Source organism: Streptomyces sp. NBC_01314, from assembly GCF_041435215.1.
Classification (GTDB): Bacteria; Actinomycetota; Actinomycetes; order Streptomycetales; family Streptomycetaceae; genus Streptomyces.
Genome location: NZ_CP108394.1, coordinates 4,843,989 through 4,863,173 on the forward strand (window position 1 = coordinate 4,843,989; position 19,185 = coordinate 4,863,173).

15 protein-coding genes are annotated in these 19,185 nt (G+C 72.1%); 9 read left to right on the top strand and 6 right to left on the bottom strand.

The genetic code is table 11. From position 1 onward, the window contains the following. Positions 1–28 precede the first annotated feature (28 nt). Positions 29–2,299, top strand: coding sequence for a serine/threonine-protein kinase (locus tag OG622_RS21210; RefSeq protein WP_371578118.1), 2,271 nt, complete (start codon positions 29–31; stop codon positions 2,297–2,299). A gap of 91 nt (positions 2,300–2,390) precedes the next feature. On the opposite strand, the gene ilvD is transcribed toward OG622_RS21210, so the two are convergent. From ilvD to OG622_RS21230, 4 genes are all read right to left on the bottom strand, one after another. Next, positions 2,391–4,244, bottom strand: a complete 1,854-nt coding sequence (ilvD, locus tag OG622_RS21215) for a dihydroxy-acid dehydratase (RefSeq protein ID WP_371578120.1) — start codon at positions 4,242–4,244, stop codon at positions 2,391–2,393. Between the two features lie 184 nt (positions 4,245–4,428). Beyond that, entirely contained in the window at positions 4,429–5,049 is a 621-nt protein-coding gene (locus tag OG622_RS21220) for a TetR family transcriptional regulator (RefSeq protein ID WP_371578121.1), read from the bottom strand. After that, positions 5,046–5,867 carry a sugar phosphate isomerase/epimerase family protein gene (locus OG622_RS21225; RefSeq protein WP_371578123.1) on the bottom strand — a complete coding sequence of 274 codons (822 nt, stop codon included), beginning with the start codon at positions 5,865–5,867 and terminating at the stop codon, positions 5,046–5,048. Before OG622_RS21225 ends, OG622_RS21220 begins: the two co-directional genes overlap by 4 nt. 275 nt (positions 5,868–6,142) lie before the next feature. After that, positions 6,143–7,078, bottom strand: a complete 936-nt coding sequence (locus tag OG622_RS21230; RefSeq protein ID WP_371578125.1) for a Ppx/GppA family phosphatase — start codon at positions 7,076–7,078, stop codon at positions 6,143–6,145. Positions 7,079–7,149: 71 nt separating this feature from the next. Between OG622_RS21230 and OG622_RS21235 the strand changes: the two genes are divergently transcribed. Continuing rightward, on the top strand, positions 7,150–8,031 hold the full coding sequence (locus OG622_RS21235) for a hypothetical protein (protein ID WP_371578127.1): 882 nt from the start codon (positions 7,150–7,152) through the stop codon (positions 8,029–8,031). Between the two features lie 31 nt (positions 8,032–8,062). On the opposite strand, the gene OG622_RS21240 is transcribed toward OG622_RS21235, so the two are convergent. Beyond that, on the bottom strand, positions 8,063–9,784 hold the full coding sequence (locus OG622_RS21240; protein ID WP_371578129.1) for a hypothetical protein: 1,722 nt from the start codon (positions 9,782–9,784) through the stop codon (positions 8,063–8,065). Positions 9,785–10,000: 216 nt separating this feature from the next. Here OG622_RS21240 and OG622_RS21245 point away from each other — a divergent pair, with 216 nt between their 5' ends. From OG622_RS21245 to disA, 3 genes are all read left to right on the top strand, one after another. After that, positions 10,001–11,386 (top strand): alpha/beta hydrolase, encoded by a 1,386-nt coding sequence (locus OG622_RS21245; RefSeq protein WP_371578131.1) that lies wholly within the window; start codon positions 10,001–10,003, stop codon positions 11,384–11,386. A 275-nt stretch (positions 11,387–11,661) separates the two neighbouring features. Continuing rightward, entirely contained in the window at positions 11,662–13,071 is a 1,410-nt protein-coding gene (gene radA, locus OG622_RS21250; protein ID WP_371578132.1) for a DNA repair protein RadA, read from the top strand. A gap of 81 nt (positions 13,072–13,152) precedes the next feature. Then, positions 13,153–14,277 (top strand): DNA integrity scanning diadenylate cyclase DisA, encoded by a 1,125-nt coding sequence (gene disA / locus OG622_RS21255; RefSeq protein ID WP_371578134.1) that lies wholly within the window; start codon positions 13,153–13,155, stop codon positions 14,275–14,277. Positions 14,278–14,380: 103 nt separating this feature from the next. On the opposite strand, the gene OG622_RS21260 is transcribed toward disA, so the two are convergent. Further along, positions 14,381–15,220, bottom strand: coding sequence for a hypothetical protein (locus OG622_RS21260; protein ID WP_371578136.1), 840 nt, complete (start codon positions 15,218–15,220; stop codon positions 14,381–14,383). 301 nt (positions 15,221–15,521) lie between these two features. Here OG622_RS21260 and OG622_RS21265 point away from each other — a divergent pair, with 301 nt between their 5' ends. The 4 genes from OG622_RS21265 to OG622_RS21280 all read left to right on the top strand — a co-directional run bounded on the left by OG622_RS21265 (position 15,522) and on the right by OG622_RS21280 (position 19,137). Next, complete coding sequence (locus tag OG622_RS21265) at positions 15,522–16,592, top strand: LLM class flavin-dependent oxidoreductase (protein ID WP_371578138.1); 1,071 nt, start codon at positions 15,522–15,524, stop codon at positions 16,590–16,592. An 83-nt stretch (positions 16,593–16,675) separates the two neighbouring features. Next, positions 16,676–17,593 carry an A/G-specific adenine glycosylase gene (locus OG622_RS21270; RefSeq protein WP_371578140.1) on the top strand — a complete coding sequence of 306 codons (918 nt, stop codon included), beginning with the start codon at positions 16,676–16,678 and terminating at the stop codon, positions 17,591–17,593. Positions 17,594–17,923: 330 nt separating this feature from the next. Beyond that, positions 17,924–18,475, top strand: coding sequence for a SigE family RNA polymerase sigma factor (locus OG622_RS21275; protein ID WP_371578142.1), 552 nt, complete (start codon positions 17,924–17,926; stop codon positions 18,473–18,475). Further along, positions 18,463–19,137, top strand: coding sequence for a hypothetical protein (locus OG622_RS21280; protein WP_371578144.1), 675 nt, complete (start codon positions 18,463–18,465; stop codon positions 19,135–19,137). Before OG622_RS21275 ends, OG622_RS21280 begins: the two co-directional genes overlap by 13 nt. Positions 19,138–19,185 lie beyond the last annotated feature (48 nt).

Consider the following 19,185-nt stretch of genomic DNA (forward strand, 5'->3'; position numbering starts at 1 on the left):
GCGGCCGAAACAGCACGGGGGTGGACCCATGGCACCGCAACGGGGCACCGGGTCGGGAGCGGAAGCGGAACTGCCTGCGTACTCCGGCCAGTACCGTCTGGAGTCGTGTCTGGGTTCCGGCGGCATGGGCGTCGTCCATCTGGCCACCTCGACCTCGGGACTGCGGCTCGCGGTGAAGGTCGTACACGGCGAGTTCGCGAAGGACCCCGAGTTCAGAGGGCGTTTCCGGCAGGAGGTCGCCGCCGCTCGGCAGGTGAGCGGTGCCTTCACCGCGCCTGTCGTGGATGCCGACACCGACAGCGCCCGACCCTGGATGGCCACCCTCTTCATCCCCGGCCCGACGCTCGCCGAGCACGTCAAGCGGAACGGGCCCATGCCGCCGGGACAGTTGCGGCGGCTGATGGCCGGGCTCGCGGAGGCCCTGCGCGACATCCATCGCGCCGGTGTCGTGCACCGGGATCTCAAGCCCAGCAACGTGCTGCTCGCCGAGGACGGACCCAAGGTCATCGACTTCGGTATCTCCCGGCCGAAGGACAGTGAACTGCGCACCGAGACAGGGAAGTTGATCGGCACACCGCCGTTCATGGCCCCCGAGCAGTTCCGGCGGCCCAGGGAGGTCGGGCCCGCCGCCGACATCTTCGCCCTCGGTTCGGTGACCGTGCACGCGGCCACCGGGCGCGGGCCCTTCGACTCCGACAGCCCCTACGTCGTCGCCTATCAGGTCGTCCACGACGAGCCGGACCTCACCGACGTACCCGAGAACCTCGCACCGCTCGTCCGCGCCTGCCTCGCCAAGGAGCCCGAGGACCGGCCCACGGCGGACGAGTTGATGGGCGAACTCCGGTCCGTGGCCGCCTCGTACGACACCCAGACCTTCGTGACGACCCAGCGGGAGCGAGAAGGAGCGGGTTGGGCATCTGCACCGGGCCGGGCCGCCGGCGGGGACACCCGCCGGAACACGGGCAGGGACACGTGGGCGGGCAAGGACACAGGGGCGGACCCGGCCCCCGGCACAGGCACAGGCGCGGGGAACCGCGGCTGTGGTGACGGGTCCGACGGGCGGGACGAATCCGGGCGTGGGGGCCGGGCGCGCGGCGGGCCACGCAAGCGGGCCGTGCTGGTCGCCGCCTCGTTGGTGCTCGTCGCGGGTGGGGGGTTCGCCTCGGTACGGGCGCTGGGCAGTGACGGTGGACAGGCCGGCGGTGGTACGGCCACGCCACGGGCCGGTGGTGCGGCCTCCGCGCCGGCCCTCGAAGCCTGGGCCACCAGACCGGCGGCGAAGAAAAAGAACGCGCCGCAGTGCTCGTACGGGGCGGGGAAGCTGCTGTGCTCGCAGCCGGGGCTGGTCTCGGCGCTCGATCCGGCGGACGGCAGCGTGCTGTGGCGGCACACCGTCGGCAGGGCTGGTGCGTTGGGCGCGGGAGACCCGCCCGTCGAGTCGGGCGGGCTGGTGCAGGTGCTGACGGACGAGAGCCGCCGGGCCCAGGCGCTCGACCCCGACACCGGCGAGGTGCGGTGGGAGCGGGACATCTCCGCGTACGGCGCCCAGCACTACGTGGGCGGCACGCTGCTGCTGACCGCCGCCGACGGGACGGTCACGGGCGTGGACACCGCCACCGGCGACACGACGTGGAGCGGACGGATCCCGGGGCAGCCGGAGGCGTACTTCACGTCGTTCGACGGGGACCGGTCGGCGTACGTGGCGAGCGTCACCGGCGAGGGTGCGGGGGCGCGCACGCGGATCACCGCGGTGGACCCGGAGACGGGGGACGTGCGGTGGGACGCCCGACTGGAGGGTCACCTGGAACCGGTGGGGGCCCGTGACGGCGTCCTCTTCCTCGCCGCGATCGGCGGCGTCTACCCCGACACGGTCGCGGTGGTCCGGTACGACCCCGGTACCAAGAAGACGGTCCGGGTCGCGCTGCCCGTGCGGCTCGAACAGGCCCGCGGTGTCGTGCGGGGTGACGTCGTCTACCTGTTGAGCGGCTCAGGGGGTTCGCTCGCGGCCGTCGACATGGCGGCCCGCAAGCAGCTGTGGCGGACCGAGACCGGAGTCGCGCGGGGTTCGGCGCCGGTCGCCGACGACAGGCATGTGTACTTCACCTCGTCCGACGGGCGGCTGCTCGCCGTGGACGCGCGGAAGGGCAGGATCAGCGGGGACACGGCGTCGCGGCTCGGGAACTCGGACCGGGTCACCGCCGCACTGCCCGAGCCTGTGATCATCGACGGCCGCGTCTGCGTGGGCGCGCTCGACGGGACCGTGCTCGGGCTGGACGGGAGCGACCCGGCGAGCTGGTGACGTCCCGCCCCGGCGCAGCCGGGCGGCCGCATGGCTGAGGGCCGCCCCCGATCGGTGAACGGCCCTCGATGCGCGGTATCCGTGCGGATTCTCAGCCCAGCTTGCTGACGTCCCGCACCGCGCCCTTGTCGGCGCTGGTGGCCATCGCGGCGTAGGCGCGCAGCGCGGCCGACACCTTGCGCTCCCGGTTCTTCGGGGCGTAGACGCCGTTGAGGGCCTGCTCGCGGCGGGCCAGCTCGGCGTCGTCGACGAGCAGCTCGATCGTACGGTTCGGGATGTCGATGCGGATGCGGTCGCCGTCCTCGACGAGGGCGATCGTGCCGCCGCCGGCCGCCTCGGGCGAGGCGTGGCCGATAGAGAGGCCGGAGGTGCCGCCGGAGAAGCGGCCGTCGGTGATGAGCGCGCAGGACTTGCCCAGGCCGCGGCCCTTCAGGTACGAGGTCGGGTAGAGCATCTCCTGCATGCCGGGGCCGCCCTTGGGGCCCTCGTAGCGGATGACGACGACGTCGCCCTCCTTGATCTCCTTCATGAGGATCTTCTGGACGGCCTCCTCCTGCGACTCGCAGACGACCGCCGGGCCCTCGAAGGTCCAGATCGACTCGTCGACGCCGGCCGTCTTCACCACGCAGCCGTCGACCGCCAGGTTGCCCTTGAGGACCGCGAGGCCGCCGTCCTTCGAGTACGCGTGCTCGGCGCTGCGGATGCAGCCGCCGGCGGCGTCCACGTCCAGGGCCTCCCAGCGCTCCGACTGGGAGAAGGCCTCGGCGGAACGAACACAGCCGGGTGCCGCGTGCCACAGTTCCAGGGCCTCCGGCGACGGGGACCCGCCGCGCACGTCCCAGGTCTTCAGCCAGTCGGCGAGGGACGAGCTGTGAACCGAGTTCACGTCCTCGTTGAGCAGGCCCGCGCGGTGCAGTTCGCCGAGGAGGGCGGGGATGCCGCCGGCCCGGTGCACGTCCTCCATGTAGTACGTGCGGTCCTTGGCGACGTTCGGCGCGACCTTCGCCAGGCACGGCACCCGGAGCGAGACCTCGTTGATGTCGTCCAGGTCGAACGGGACGCCCGCCTCCTGGGCGGCGGCCAGCAGGTGCAGGATCGTGTTGGTCGAGCCGCCCATCGCGATGTCGAGCGCCATGGCGTTCTGGAAGGCCGCGAAGGTGGCGACGTTGCGGGGCAGGACCGTCTCGTCGTCCTGCTCGTAGTAGCGGCGGGTGATGTCCATCACCGTGCGGCCCGCGTTCTCATACAGCGCCCGGCGGGCCGTGTGCGTGGCCAGGACCGAGCCGTTGCCCGGGAGGGCGAGTCCGATGGCCTCCGCCAGGCAGTTCATCGAGTTGGCGGTGAACATGCCGGAACAGGAACCACAGGTCGGACAGGCGTTCTCCTCGATACGGAGGATGTCCTCGTCCGAGATCTTGTCGTTGACCGCGTCGGAGATCGCGTCGACCAGGTCGAGCGTGCGGACCGTGCCGTCGACGAGCGTGGCGCGGCCGGACTCCATGGGGCCGCCGGAGACGAAGACGGTCGGGATGTTGAGCCGCAGGGCGGCGTTCAGCATGCCCGGGGTGATCTTGTCGCAGTTGGAGATGCAGATCAGGGCGTCGGCGCAGTGGGCCTCGACCATGTACTCCACGCTGTCCGCGATCAGGTCGCGGGAGGGGAGGCTGTACAGCATGCCGCCGTGGCCCATCGCGATGCCGTCGTCGACGGCGATCGTGTTGAACTCGCGCGGGATGCCGCCGGCCTCGCGGATCGCCTCGCTGACGATGCGGCCCACCGGCTGGAGGTGGGTGTGGCCCGGCACGAACTCGGTGAAGCTGTTGGCGACCGCGATGATCGGCTTGCGGCCGATGTCCGCGCCCGGTACACCGGAGGCGCGCATAAGGGCGCGGGCGCCCGCCATGTTGCGGCCGTGGGTGACTGTGCGGGACCTCAGCTGGGGCATCGCGCTCGCTCCTTCAGAGACTGCGATCAGAGACTTCTGACTGAGTCGAGCGTACGCCCGTTGCTCCAAGGGTTGGACAGGTTGTCCGAAATGCGGGATGGGTGTCTCGGTTGTCGGCTGCTGGTCCGGCGGGAGCCGGTCGCGCCCACGCGGCGGAGCGGCAGATCGGCACAGCCCCGCGCCCCTAGAGACCGGGCCCGGTGAGGTGGGCCTGCACCACCGGCGCGACCCTTCTGATGATCTGCTCCGGGTCCGCCGAGGCCAAGGGCTCCACCTTGATCACGTATCGGAGCATCGCGATGCCCACCAGCTGGGCGGCGGCCAGCTCGGCACGTAGTTCCGCGTCCGGGACGTCCAGGCGGCCGGCGACGCGGCGGAGGACCTGGGTGGAGATGATGCGGCGGAAGACGGCGGCGGCGGCCTCGTTGTTCACGGCGGAGCGGACGATCGCGAGCAGGGGCGCCCGGGTCGTCGGGTTCTCCCAGACTCCGACGATGAACCGGGTGAGCCGCTCCCCTACACCGTCCAGGGGGCCTTCCTCGACCGTCCGGGGGGCCTCCATCACCGGGGCGAAGGAGAGCGTGATGGCCGCCTCGAACACCTGGTCCTTGGTGCCGAAGTAGTGGTGCACGAGCGCCGAGTCCACCCCGGCGGCCTTGGCGATGCCGCGCATGGACGTCTTGTCGTAGCCGCGCTCGGCGAACTCCTCGCGGGCCGCGGCGAGGATGCGGTCGCGGGCGGCGGGGGTGTCGGCCGACTCCGTACGGGAGGGCCGGCCCCGGCGGCGGGGGGTGGCCGAGGTCACGGCCGGCGGACCTGCGCGGCGGAGGCGAGGTGCAGCCGGGTGAAGGCGAGTGCCTCCGCCAGGTCGGCCTCGCGCTCGGCGGCGGACATGGCGCGGCGGGTGTTGACCTCGATCACGACGTGACCGTCGAAACCGCTCAGGGCGAGACGTTCCAGCAGCTCGGCGCAGGGCTGGCTGCCGCGGCCCGGCACGAGGTGCTCGTCCTTGGCCGAGCCCTTGCCGTCGGCCATGTGCACATGGCCGAGACGGTCGCCCATTCGGTCGACCATCTCCAGGGCGTCGGTTCGCGAGGTCGCGGAGTGGCTGAGGTCGATCGTGAAGTGCCGGTAGTCGTCCTTCGTCACGTCCCAGTCGGGGGCGTACGCGAGCATCTCGCGGTCGCGGTAGCGCCAGGGATACATGTTCTCGACAGCGAACCGTACGTCCGTCTCGCCCGCCATGCGCCAGATCCCGGTGACGAAGTCGCGCGCGTACTGGCGCTGCCAGCGGAACGGGGGGTGCACGACGACCGTGCTCGCGCCGAGCTTCTCGGCGGCGGCCTGGGCGCGCTGGAGCTTGACCCACGGGTCGGTGGACCACACCCGCTGGGTGATCAGCAGACAGGGGGCGTGGACGGCGAGGATCGGGATCTGGTGGTAGTCGGAGAGGCGGCGCAGAGCCTCCAGGTCCTGGCTGACCGGGTCGGTCCAGACCATGACCTCCACGCCGTCGTAGCCCAGGCGCGCGGCGATCTCGAAGGCCGTCGCCGTCGACTCCGGGTACACGGAGGCCGTGGACAGGGCGACCTTCGCATCCGGGATCCGCACGACGTCTGCCACGCGGGACAGCCTAAGGGGTGCGTTTCGTCGTGTGGGCCCGGGTCCGGGTTGTCGGCCGGGGCGGGGTGGCTCGCCTGTGCGCCGTTGGGGGTACTCGATGAGGGCGGCCGCGGGTGCCTCGTGGTTGCTCACGCGGTTCCCCGCGCCGCTGAGAAGCAGGGGCCGCGCCCGTGCTTTTTGCTTTCAGGGGGGCGGGGAATCGTGCGACCAGCCCCCACCCGTCCGCGGACAATCCAGACACCCGATGGGCCTACGCCGTATTCATGTGATCGAGTTCATGTGATCGAGTTCATGTGATCGAGTCGCCGCAGGATCACGCCCTCCCGCAGAGCCCACGGGCAGATCTCCATGGTCTCCACCTGGAACAGATCCATCGCGGCCTCGGCCACCAGGGCGCCCGCGAGGATCTGGTTGGCGCGGCCCTCGGAGACGCCGGGAAGGACCGCGCGCTGGGCGGTGGTCATGCCGGCGAGCTTGGGGACCCAGGACTCCAGGGCCTCGCGCTTGAGGTCGCGCTGGACGTAGAGGCCCTCCGTGGAGCGGGCGGCGCCGCCGATGCGGGCGAGCTGCTTGAAGGTCTTGGAGGTGGCGACGACGTGGTCGGGGGCGCCGAAGCGGCTGAACTCGCCGACCGTACGGGCGATCTGGGCCCGGACATGGCGGCGCAGGGCGCGGATGTCGTCGGGGGTGGCCGGGTCGTCGGGAAGCCAGCCGGCGGTGAGGCGGCCGGCACCGAGGGGCAGCGAGGCGGCGGCGTCGGGCTCCTCGTCTATGCCGTAGGCGATCTCCAGGGAGCCGCCGCCGATGTCGAGGACGAGGAGCTTGCCGGCCGACCAGCCGAACCAGCGGCGGACGGCGAGGAAGGTCAGCCGCGCCTCCTCGGCGCCGGTGAGCACCTGTAGTTCGACGCCGGTCTCGTCCTTGACGCGGGCGAGGACGTCGTCGGCGTTGCTCGCCTCGCGCACCGCGGAGGTGGCGAACGGGAGCAGCTCCTCGACACCCTTGTCCTCGGCGGCCTGGAGCGCCTCGTGGACGACTGCTATGAGTTTCTCGACCCCTTCGGGGCTGATGGCCCCGGCCTCGTCGAGGAGTTGGGCAAGGCGCAGCTCCACCTTGTGCGAGTGCGCGGGCAGCGGGCGCGCGCCCGGGTGTGCGTCCACCACCAGCAGATGCACCGTGTTCGATCCCACGTCGAGGACACCGAGTCTCATGGGCGGAACGCTACTGCCAGCGGAGCCGTGCGCCGTCCTCGATGTGACCTCGGGCGCCGTACCCTGGACAGGTGCCAAAGACGAAAAAGGCAAAGGCCGACAAGTCGGCAGCGGGAGCGGCCGCGGCCGGCGGCTCTTCGCGGGCGAAGGCGGCGAAGAGGCCACCGAAGTCGATGAAGGATTCGGCGCAGTCCACCGCGCCGGACGAGAAGGGGCTCGATTTCGCGCGCGCGTGGGTGGAGTTCCCTGATCCGGCGGACGACGAGCAGGTCTTCCGCTGCGATCTGACCTGGCTGACCTCTCGCTGGAACTGCGTCTTCGGCAGTGGTTGCCAGGGCATCCAGGCGGGCCGCGCGGCCGACGGGTGCTGCACCCTGGGTGCCCACTTCTCGGACGAGGACGACGAGAAGCGCGTCGCCGGACATGTGGCGAGGCTCACTCCCGAGATCTGGCAGTTCCACGACGTGGGCACGGAGACCGGCTGGGTCTCCAAGGACGAGGACGGCGACCGCCAGACCCGCCCGTACGAGGGGTCGTGCATCTTCCAGAACCGGCCCGGTTTCGCCGGGGGCGCGGGCTGTTCGCTGCACATCCTGGCGCTCCAGGAGGGCCGTGAGCCGCTGGAGACCAAGCCGGACGTCTGCTGGCAGCTGCCGGTCCGGCGCACGTACGACTGGATCGACCGGCCCGACGACACGCGCGTGCTCCAGGTGTCGATCGGCGAGTACGACCGCCGCGGCTGGGGTCCGGGCGGCCACGACCTGCACTGGTGGTGCACGTCGGCGACCTCGGCGCACGGCGCGGGTGACCCGGTGTACGTGTCGTATCGACCGGAGTTGACCGAGCTGATGGGCAAGGCGGGGTACGACCGCCTGGTCGAGCTGTGCGAGCAGCGCCTGGCGTCCCGGCTGCCGCTGGTGGCTCCGCATCCGGCGGATCCGGTCGGGCCGTAGCCGGACCAGGATTTTCCCTCCCCCGTCGGCGCTACGAGGTCGGCGGGGGGTCGCCTCCGCCGTCGCCCGGCGGTGTGGTCGGGCCGGGCGGGTCCGTGGGGGCCTGGTCGGTGGGTGTCGGGGTCGGATCGGGCTGGACCGGACCGGTGGGTGTGGGGTCCGGGTCGGGTGCCGGGGGCGGGTCGGTGGGCCCCGGCGGGCCCGGGTCCGGGGCCGGTGGGGTCGGCCCGGAGTCGACCGGAGGTGTCGGCACCGGGCCGTAGCCCTCGATCGTCACGACGGCCCCTGACGGAGCCAGCGACACCTGGGCCGTCCAGTACCCGGCGGGCTCGCTCAGCTGGTCGACGTACACCTTGATCGTCGCGGACTCGCCGGGTTCCAGGGTGCCCGAGGATCGGCTGAGGTAGAGCCAGTCGGCGCCGGTGCGGGCGGACCAGCGGACGGGGGAGTCGCCGGTCGCCCTCAGGGTGATGAGGGTGGTGTCACCGTCGTTGGCGGCGGCGACGGAGAGCGCACCCCGTGCCTTCCCCTGGGTGACCTCCACGGACACGTCGTCCGCCGCGTGTTTTCCCTTGCCGGGGCGGGCGCCGGGCCTGGTCGCGTTGCCGGCGTTCTCGTACGCGTCGCCGACGCCCTCGCCGACGGTGCCGTCGCCGTCGCCCTGTTCCTCGCCCGCGCTGACCGAACGGCCGTCGCCGCCCTCGCCGATGAGGGGGGCGCCCCGGTAGGCGGCCCAGAGGGCGAAGACGGGCGCGGCGACCACGGTGGCCACGACGGTCGTCGTGACGGCACGCGCGCGCAGCCGGTCCCGGCGGGCCGCGCGGTCCGTCGGGTCCATGGGGAAGCCCCGCCGGTCGAAGCGGGGGGCGCCGCCACGCGCGCGCGTGAGGTGCGCCGTCGCAGGACCCAGGGCGGCGCGGGGCGCTGCGAGCACGGGCAGCGCGGCGGGCGTGACGCTGGTGCCGGGCCAGCGGCCGGGGACGGCGCGCTCGGCGGCGCGGCGGCAGACGGGGCAGTCGTCGACGTGCCGGACGAGCTCGCGGCGCAGGGTGGCGCTCAGGACGAGCTGCTGGTCACCGGTGAGGCGGGCGACGCTCGGACAGGCGCCGGTCTCTACGACGGCGAGGGCCGCCCGGGTGCGCTCCACCTCGCAGGCGGCGGAGGCGAGCAGCTCCCGCGCGGCGGCCGGGGTCATCCCCAGCACGTCGGCGACCTCGTGGGCGGTGAGCTGATGCCGCACGGCCAGCTCCAGCGCCTCGCGCTGCTCGGGTGTGGTGCCGGCGGCCTCCGGCCAGGCGAGCAGGGCCAGTTCATGTCTGCGCCGCCGCTCCTCGTCCTCGGGGAGGGCGGCGGACCTGGCGGCGGCTTTCGCGGCGCGCGACTTCTCGGTCCCCCCGCCGTGTGCGGGTGGGCGTCCGGAGGCATGGGTGCCCGGCCGTTTCTGCCGGACCTCGGCGAGCCTGCGCAGACAGGCCCACCGTGCCAGCGCGTACAGCCGGGCCCGGTGGTCGTCGGCGTCGTCCGGGCACCGGCGGCGCCCGGCGAGCACGAGCACGTCCGTGAGAGCCGCGGTCGCCGCGTCGTGGTCGCACAGCACGGACATGCAGTAGGTGAAGAGGCCGTCCAGGTACGGCTCGTAGCGCGTCGGCGGGCGCTGCGCCACCGCGCGCGCCGCCGCCCGATCGCGCGCCTCGCGGTGCGCCCTGTGTGCGCCGGTGGTGCGGGTCGAGGTTTCCGGACTGATGCTCATCATTCATGGACGGTAGGCGCCCGGAAGCGGCACCTTCCTGCCCCTTCAGCACATTTACTCCGTACGGGTGAAACGATCCCTCATAAGGGGACCGGAACCCCGGGTTCCGGCGCCATCCCGCCTAATGTTGTGCACTTTATTGACGACGGCCACCGAACCGCCTAAATTCCCAGGAGTCCAAGTTACCTTCAGGTACGCCGAGTCAGGAGCCCCACCCTCATGGCCGCACGCACCCCCCGCTCGTCCTCCACCCGCACGCTCGCCGCCCTGGCCGCGGCCGTCGTCCTCTCGCTGACCAGCGCCTCCGTCTCGACCGCCGCTCCGCAGGCGGCCGCTCCCGCCGTCGAACGCCTCACCGGCACCCTCGCGGACGGCGCCGACTGGATGGCGGACGTCCCGGAGAACTGGAACGGCACCCTGATCGTCTTCAGCCACGGCTTCGGCGGCAGGGCGGCCCAGAACGCGCCCCGCGAGGCCGTACGCCTGCGCCTCCTCGAAGAGGGTTACGCGCTCACCGGCTCCTCGTACGACGTCAGCGAGACCCTCTGGGGCCTGGAGAGCGCGGAGCGCGACCAGGTCGCCACCATCGCGGCGGTCACCGAGAAGATCGGCGAACCCACCCGCACCCTCGCCATGGGCCAGTCCATGGGCGGCCTGGTCAACGCCCGGCTCGCCGGCTCCGGGGCCGGCGGGATCGACGGCGCCCTGGGCCTCTGCGGTCTCGTGGCCGGCGCCAACGACCTGCACACCTACCAGCTCGACGCCGAGTACACGATCGCCCGGCTCCTGCTCCCCGACACACAGGTGAAGCTGGTGGACTTCGCCTCCGAGGCCGAGGGCGCCGAGACCGGCCGGCAACTCACCGACGCCGTCGTCGCCGCCCAGGAGACCCCCGAGGGCCGTGCCCGTATCGCCCTCGCCGCCGCCTACCTCAACCTGCCCACCTGGGCACCCGGCAAGGACCGCCCCGCCGCCCGTGACTGGGCGGACCAGCAGGCCCAGCAGTACGAGTGGCTCGCCCGGGGCATCCTCAACCGCGTCGAGCCCGCCCGCTACCACGTCGAGAAGGCCCTGGGCGGCAACAACTCCGGGAACAAGGGCGTCGACTACGCGCGCGTGCTGTCCACGTCCCAGCACGCGCCGCTGGTCAAGGCCCTGTACCGAGAGGCCGGCCTCGACCTGCGGGCCGACCTCAGGAACCTGACCGCCAACGCGAAGATCAAGGCCGACCCGTCCGCCGTCGCCACCGGCGAGCGCACCTCCTCCGCCGGCCAGAACCTCGCCGTCCCCCTCCTCGACATCCACACCACCGCCGACGACCTCGTCCCCGTCGAGCAGGAAGACCGCTTCGCCGACCGCGTCCGCGCCTCCGGCGACGGCGCGCTGCTCCGCCAGGCGTACGTGGAACGCCAGGGCCACTGCACCTTCACCACCGCCGAGACCGTCGCCGCCCTCCACGCCCTGGAGTCCCGCCTCGACACCGGCCGATGGGGAGCCTCCGCGACGCCGGGCGCCCTGCAGACCGCCGCGACCGCCCTCGGCCTCGACGGCGCGGCGTACGTCCCGTACCGCCCGGCGGAGCTGACGACCGGCCGCCGCCCGTAGGGAGGCTGGGCGGGGCCGGTTTCGGCCGGGCAAGAGGCAGGCAGATTCGCCGCTGAGGCCCGCGCCCCGAAAGGGGCGCGGGGAACCGCGCGAGCGACCACAACCACCCGCGGCCGCCGGACAGAACGCCCCACGGCGAACATGCGCCCACCGCACATGGTGGCCGGCCGCCCGAAGCCCCCGGCCACCCACCCGAACCGGCCCGAATCCCCGGCCGCGCACCCGAACCGGCCCAACCCCCCGTGGCTGTCAGTGCCCTCGGTTACGGTTCGTGCATGGCTGCCCGTACGAAGACCGCGAAGGACCGTCCGTCCTACCGCTGCACAGAGTGCGGCTGGCAGACGGCCAAGTGGCTCGGCCGCTGCCCCGAATGCCAGGCGTGGGGCACGGTCGAGGAGTACGGAACGCCCGCCGTCCGTACGACAGCCCCCGGCCGGGTCACCACCTCCGCCGTCCCGATCGGCCAGGTCGACGGCCGCCAGGCCACCGCCCGCACCACCGGAGTCCCCGAGCTCGACCGCGTCCTCGGCGGCGGCCTGGTCCCCGGCGCCGTCGTCCTCCTCGCCGGCGAACCGGGCGTGGGCAAGTCCACCCTCCTCCTCGACGTCGCCGCCAAGGCCGCCGACGCCGAACACCCGACCCTCTATGTCACGGGCGAGGAGTCCGCCAGCCAGGTCCGCCTGAGGGCCGACCGCATCAACGCCCTCCACGACCACCTCTACCTCGCCGCCGAGACCGACCTCTCCGCCGTACTCGGCCACTTGGACGCGGTGAAGCCGTCCCTCCTGATCCTGGACTCGGTCCAGACGATCGCCTCTCCCGAGATCGACGGCGCCCCCGGCGGCATGGCCCAGGTCCGCGAGGTCGCCGGCGCCCTCATCCGCGCGTCCAAGGACCGCGGTATGTCGACACTCCTTGTGGGACACGTCACAAAGGACGGCGCCATCGCGGGCCCCCGCCTCCTGGAACACCTCGTCGACGTGGTCCTGAGCTTCGAGGGTGACCGCCACGCCCGCCTCCGTCTGGTCCGCGGCATCAAGAACCGCTACGGCGCCACGGACGAGGTCGGCTGCTTCGAACTGCACGACGAGGGCATCACCGGCCTCACCGACCCCAGCGGCCTCTTCCTCACCCGCCGCGACGAACCCGTTCCCGGCACCTGCCTGACCGTCACCCTGGAGGGCCGCCGCCCCCTGGTCGCGGAAGTGCAGTCGCTCACAGTCGACTCGCAGCTGCCCTCCCCCCGCCGAACGACGTCCGGCCTGGAGACCTCCCGGGTCTCGATGATGCTCGCGGTCCTGGAGCAGCGCGGCCGTATCAGCGCCCTCGGCAAGCGGGACATCTACTCGGCGACGGTCGGCGGTGTGAAGCTCTCGGAGCCCGCGGCGGACCTGGCGATCGCGCTCGCCCTGGCGTCGGCGGCGACCGACACCCCCCTGCCCAAGAACCTCGTGGCGATCGGTGAAGTGGGCCTCGCGGGCGAGGTCAGGAGGGTCACCGGGGTCCAGCGCCGCCTCTCCGAAGCGCACCGTCTCGGCTTCACTCACGCGCTCGTTCCGTCCGACCCCGGCAAGGTTCCTCCCGGTATGAAGGTCCTGGAAGTGGCCGACATGGGAGACGCGCTCCGGGTACTGCCCCGATCCCGTAGGCGAGAGGCCCCACGGGACGAGGAGGACCGCCGGTAGACTTTGCGCAGGTCTCGCCCGTCCGTACGAACCACGTGTGCGAAACGGGAGCGTCCCAGAACCTGCGACCGGAGGAGTGCAGTGGCAGCCAACGACCGGGCAGCAGCTCCCGGAAAGTCCGGCGGGAGCTCCGGTGCCGATGGCCTGATGCGCGCCTCACTGAGCGCCGTGGCCCCAGGCACGGCCCTGCGCGACGGGCTTGAGCGGATTCTCCGCGGCAACACGGGCGGGCTCATCGTGCTCGGCTTCGACAAGACCGTCGAGCCGATGTGCACCGGTGGATTCGTCCTGGATGTCGAGTTCACGGCCACGCGTCTGCGTGAGCTGTGCAAGCTCGACGGCGGAATCGTCCTGTCCACGGACCTCTCCAAGATCCTCCGGGCGGGCGTCCAACTGGTCCCCGACCCGATGATCCCCACCGAGGAGACGGGCACCCGGCACCGCACGGCCGACCGCGTGAGCAAGCAGGTCGGGTTCCCGGTCGTCTCGGTCTCCCAGTCGATGCGCCTGGTCGCGCTGTACGTCGACGGCCACCGGCGCGTACTGGAGGACTCGGCGGCGATCCTGTCCCGCGCGAACCAGGCCCTGGCGACCCTGGAGCGGTACAAGCTCCGCCTGGACGAGGTGGCGGGCACCCTGTCCGCACTGGAGATCGAGGACCTGGTGACGGTCCGGGACGTGTCGGCGGTCGCCCAGCGACTGGAGATGGTCCGCCGCATCGCCACCGAAATCGCCGAATACGTGGTCGAACTGGGCACGGACGGCCGCCTTCTGGCCCTCCAGCTCGACGAGCTGATCGCGGGCGTCGAACCGGAACGCGAGCTGGTCGTCCGCGACTACGTCCCGGAACCCACCGCCAAACGCTCCCGCACGGTCGACGAGGCCCTCCGCGAGCTCGACGCCCTCGCCCACGCCGAGCTCCTCGAACTCCCCACGGTCGCCCGCGCCCTCGGCTACACCGGCTCCCCCGAGGGCATGGACTCCGCGGTCTCCCCGCGCGGCTACCGCCTCCTGGCCAAGGTCCCCCGCCTCCCGGGCGCCATCATCGACCGGCTCGTCGAACACTTCGGCGGTCTCCAGAAACTCCTCGCCGCCAGCGTCGACGACCTGCAGACGGTCGACGGAGTGGGCGAGGCCCGCGCCCGCAGCGTCCGCGAGGGCCTGTCGCGCCTGGCGGAGTCGTCGATCCTGGAGCGTTACGTCTGACCGCCACCGCCCCACTCGGCCCGTCCGGCGTGCACGGACGAAGCCGAAGGCCGAAGGCCGGCAGGGGGGTCCGGGGGCGCGAACCCCGACCGGGCCCCCTCCGTCAGTCCTTCTCCAGCACGAACGACGTCCGGGCCGTGGGCAGCCCCGGCGCCTTCGCCTCCACGAGGTACGTCCCGGCGGTGGCCGAACCCGCCGACGGAGTCGCGCAGTTGGGCGCGCTGGGTTCGCGGTTCCACTCCACGGTGTAGGTGACCCGGTCCCCGGCCGGCACCCTGAACAGCAGGCTGCCCGCGGTCTCATGGCAGTCGTCGGACGCCCAGAACGCGTCGTCGTCATCGGCCGTGGTGATCGTCACCACCGTGTTGTCCGGCCCGAGATCGAGCTTGCAGTCACCACCGGAGGAGTTACGGGCGATGAGCTCGAACGTGGGGTTCACCCCGGCCTCGTAGTCGTTACGAACGCTGCGCAGGGTCAACTTCACGGCCCCGGCGGTGCAGTTGGGCAGACTGGAGCCGGCCGGAACCTGCTCACCTGAACTGCTCCCGTTCTTGCCGCCGTCGTCCGACGTGCCCCCGCCCGCGGCACCGGAGCCGCCATCGGCGCCCCCGGACCCGGAGTCAGAGCCGGAACCCGAACCCGAGCCCGAACTGGAACCGGAGCCCGAACCGTCGCCTCCCGCGCTCGACTCGTCGCCCGACTCGTCCCGCCCGCCCGGCGCTTCACTGATCGCGGGACCGGACTCGGACGGCCCGGGAGTGATCGAGGTCGCGGGATTCTTTCCGTCGGGCTCGCCCGCGTTGTTCCCACTGTTCCCGCCACCGCCGACGACGACCCATACGACCAGGATCGCGAGCAGACCGAGGGCGGTCAGCAGAATGGCCCTCCGTCGCCAGTAGATGGTGGAGGGAAGCGGCCCGATCGGATTGCGCAGAGATCCCACGGCGCAAACTGTACGAGAGATCCGGCGCTTCCCCGGCCCCACCCGCCGCCCGAAACCCCAACTTTTACGGATCATCATTCCGGTCGTCGCCACCACCGCCCCGACCGGACCGCACATGATCGCGGTACGTGATCACAACGCCCGGACGGACACCCTCCGTGACCGGACCCGCCGTCGCGCGGACAGCACGAACTTCCCGTCCCCACAGAGCCGTTCACGCGACTCCGCTCGCCGTCTCCCCGTCCCCGCCTGCCACAATCGTCCCCACCACCGAAGTTCGCCGGAGGACTTGGAGAAGACGATGGACGGATCCGTGGAGACCGGCGTCACCGCACCGGCATCGAGGCCGTTGCGGAAGCTGGGGTTTCTGACCATCGGGCTGTTCGACGAGGCCGACCCACGCCGGGGCCACGAGTCGACGCTGGAGATCATCGAGCTGGGTGAACGGCTCGGCTTCGACAGCGCGTGGCTCCGCCACCGTCATCTGCAGTACGGCATCTCCTCCCCCGTCGCCGTCATGGCGGCGGCCTCGCAGCGCACGAGCCGTATCGAACTGGGCACCGCCGTCATCCCGTTGGGCTGGGAGAACCCGCTGCGGCTCGCCGAGGACCTGGCCACGGTCGACCTGCTCTCCGGCGGCCGGCTCAACCCGGGCATCAGCGTCGGACCACCGATGCACTACGACACCGTCAAAGCGGCGCTCTACCCGGACACCGCCGACGCGGAGGACTTCGGCTTCGAACGGGTCCGGCGGCTCCTCGGCTTCGTCCGGGGCGAGGCGGCCAGCGACTTCAGCGGCACCGAGGGGTTCGAGGTCTTCTCCGACCGGGTCCAGCCGCACTCCGCCGGGCTGGGCGAGCGTATGTGGTACGGCGGCGGCAGCCTCCGGTCGGCGCGGTGGGCCGGCGAGAACGGCATGAACTTCCTGACCAGCAGTGTCGTGAAGGCGGAGGGGCCGGAGCCGGCGACCGGGTCCGGGCCCGTGGACTTCGCCGGTGTCCAGCTCTCCCACATCCGGGAGTTCCGGGCGCATCACCCCGACGGGGAGCGGGCCCGGGTCTCGCAGGGGCTCGTCGTCATCCCCACCGACTCGGCTACGCCGGAGCAGCGCGCCAGGTACGAGGCCTACGCGGCGAAGCGGCTCCCCCGGACCACCGCGCCGCAGGGGCCGGGACGGCTTCTCTTCGCGCCGGACCTGGTGGGCACGTCCGCCGAGATCGCCGAACAACTGCACGCCCACGCCGCCTTCCGTGAGATCGATGAGGTCGCCTTCGCACTGCCGTTCACGTTCGAGCACGAGGACTACGTCCAGATCCTGACCGACATCGCGACGAAGCTGGGGCCGGCACTGGGCCGGCACCCCGCCGTCTGAGACCGGACCCGACCAACCCACCCCAGACACCCCCTGCCAGAACCCGCGCCCGCCCACCCCCGCATGGCAGGATCGACCGTGCCATGACTGCACCCACGAAGCCTCAGAACAGCCCTGCCGACGCAACCCCGACCGCACTGCACACCCCGGTGATCGCCTGGTTCGAGACGCATGCCCGTGACCTGCCCTGGCGGCGGGCGGAGGCCGGACCGTGGGGGGTGATGGTCAGCGAGTTCATGCTGCAGCAGACACCGGTCAACCGTGTACTGCCCGTCTACGAACAGTGGTTGGCGCGCTGGCCCCGTCCGGCGGACCTCGCGAAGGAGCCGCCGGGTGAGGCGGTGCGCGCGTGGGGCCGGCTCGGGTATCCGCGTCGCGCGCTGCGGCTGCACGGGGCGGCGGTGGCCATAACGGAACGGCACGGCGGGGACGTACCCCGTGAGCACGCGCAGTTGCTCGCACTGCCGGGAATCGGCGAGTACACGGCCGCGGCGGTGGCGTCGTTCGCCTACGGGCAGCGGCACGCCGTGCTCGACACGAACGTGCGGCGGGTCTTCGCCCGCGCGGTCACCGGCACGCAGTACCCACCGAACGCCACCACGGCCGCCGAACGGAAACTGGCCCGCGCCCTGCTGCCCGAGGAGGACGGTACGGCGTCCCGCTGGGCCGCCGCGTCGATGGAGCTGGGCGCGCTGGTGTGCACGGCGAAGAACGAGACGTGCCAGCGCTGTCCGATCGCCGGGCAGTGCGCGTGGCAGCTGGCCGGGAAACCCCCGCACGAGGGTCCGGCGCGACGCGGTCAGACGTACGCCGGTACCGACCGTCAGGTCCGCGGCAAGCTTCTCGCCGTACTGCGGGACGCGATCGCGCCCGTGCCGCAGGCGGTCCTCGACCGGGTGTGGGACGAGCCGGTGCAGCGCGCCCGCGCCCTCGACGGCCTGGTCTCCGACGGCCTGGTGGAACCCCTCCCGGGCGGCCTCTACCGGCTCCCCCTCACCTGACCGTCACCACGCCCCACGTCTTCGCCCCCACGCCCCACGTCACAGGCCACGCATCGCCGAGGCCTCACCGCATCACAGACCTCACGTTCGACCAACGGGGTAAAACGGCACATTCCCTCACCAAAGCCCGGGCCGCTTTACCCCGTTCCTCCTTCTGTTACACAACCGACGGACAGCCGAGCGTTCTCCGCAGGCTGCCTCGGACGTCACCGTGACAACCCCTCCGTAGCTTCATTGGCGTACCGCGGGAACCCAGCGGGACGAAGCGGCGGACAGCCGGCACCGCGTGACAGCGCGGACGTCGGAAACGGGGAGCGGAGGCGGTTGATCATGGCGCACGGCGAGGTGCTCGAATTCGAGGAGTACGTCCGTACCCGGCAGGACGCGCTGCTGCGCAGCGCCCGCCGGCTGGTGCCGGACCCGGTGGACGCCCAGGATCTGCTGCAGACGGCGCTGGCACGGACGTACGGCCGCTGGGACGGGATCGCGGACAAGCGGCTGGCGGACGCCTATCTGCGCCGGGTCATGATCAACACGCGGACGGAGTGGTGGCGGGCCCGGAAGCTGGAGGAGGTCCCGACCGAGCAGTTGCCGGACGCCTGTGTCGAGGACTCCACCGAGCAGCACGCGGACCGCGCCCTCCTCATGGACATCATGAAGGTCCTGGCACCCAAGCAGCGCAGTGTCGTGGTCCTGCGACACTGGGAGCAGATGTCCACGGAGGAGACGGCCGCCGCCCTCGGCATGTCGGCCGGCACGGTCAAGAGCACGCTGCACCGTGCGCTGGCCCGGCTCCGCGAGGAGCTGGAGTCGCGGGACATCGATGAGCGCGCCGCCCGCACGCTCGAAGTGAGCGAGGAGCAGGAGCGTTGCGCGGCCTGAGCACAGCGGCCGGCCCGGGGCCCGGGGCCCGGCAGGCCCCCAAGGCGGTGATCACGGCGGTGGCCGTGCTCGCCGCCCTCGGCCTCTCCGCCTGCGGCACGGGCGGCACCGGCGCCCGCGACGAGGGACCGGCCGACAACGACTCCCTCGCGGCGGGCGCGGCCTCTTCCCCGTCCGTCTCCACGCCGGCCGACGGCGGAGGCGATCACCCGAGTGTGGACGAGGTCGTCCGCATGGTCCGCGCGGACCCGGAGGTCAGCCGGACCGTGAAGAGCGACCTGAAGCCGTGCGTGGCCGACGAGTACCCGGTGGACGTGACGTACGGGGACCTGACCGGGGGTTCGCGCGAGGACCTCGTGGTCAATGTGATGACCTGCGCGGACGCCGTCGGTGTGGCCTCGTACGTGTACCGCTCGGAGAAGGGGGGGTACCGGAGCGTCTTCCTGTCCGAACAGCCCCCCGTCTACGCGGAGATCGACCGGGGCGACCTCCTGGTCACCCGGCAGCTGTACGAGAATGGTGACCCGTCCTCGTACCCGTCCAGCGAGGAAGTCACGACCTACCGCTGGATCAAGGACAGTTTCGTACAGCGCTCCAGCACGCGCACCGAGTACAGCGGCGCGGTGGGCGGCACGGAATCGGCGACCCCCGAGCCGAGCTGACACCGACGCCGCCCCCATCAGCACCGACCGAGAGCGAGCGAGATCACC

What these genes read in the sequence shown, in the direction of transcription:
- OG622_RS21210 (WP_371578118.1), top strand. Translation starts at nt 29, where the DNA reads ATGGCACCGCAACGGGGCACCGGGTCGGGAGCGGAAGCGGAACTGCCT.
- OG622_RS21270 (WP_371578140.1), top strand. Translation starts at nt 16,676, where the DNA reads ATGACTGCACCCACGAAGCCTCAGAACAGCCCTGCCGACGCAACCCCG.
- OG622_RS21265 (WP_371578138.1), top strand. Translation starts at nt 15,522, where the DNA reads ATGGACGGATCCGTGGAGACCGGCGTCACCGCACCGGCATCGAGGCCG.
- OG622_RS21240 (WP_371578129.1), bottom strand. Translation starts at nt 9,784, where the DNA reads ATGATGAGCATCAGTCCGGAAACCTCGACCCGCACCACCGGCGCACAC.
- OG622_RS21275 (WP_371578142.1), top strand. Translation starts at nt 17,924, where the DNA reads ATGGCGCACGGCGAGGTGCTCGAATTCGAGGAGTACGTCCGTACCCGG.
- radA (WP_371578132.1), top strand. Translation starts at nt 11,662, where the DNA reads ATGGCTGCCCGTACGAAGACCGCGAAGGACCGTCCGTCCTACCGCTGC.
- OG622_RS21245 (WP_371578131.1), top strand. Translation starts at nt 10,001, where the DNA reads ATGGCCGCACGCACCCCCCGCTCGTCCTCCACCCGCACGCTCGCCGCC.
- ilvD (WP_371578120.1), bottom strand. Translation starts at nt 4,244, where the DNA reads ATGCCCCAGCTGAGGTCCCGCACAGTCACCCACGGCCGCAACATGGCG.
- OG622_RS21230 (WP_371578125.1), bottom strand. Translation starts at nt 7,078, where the DNA reads ATGAGACTCGGTGTCCTCGACGTGGGATCGAACACGGTGCATCTGCTG.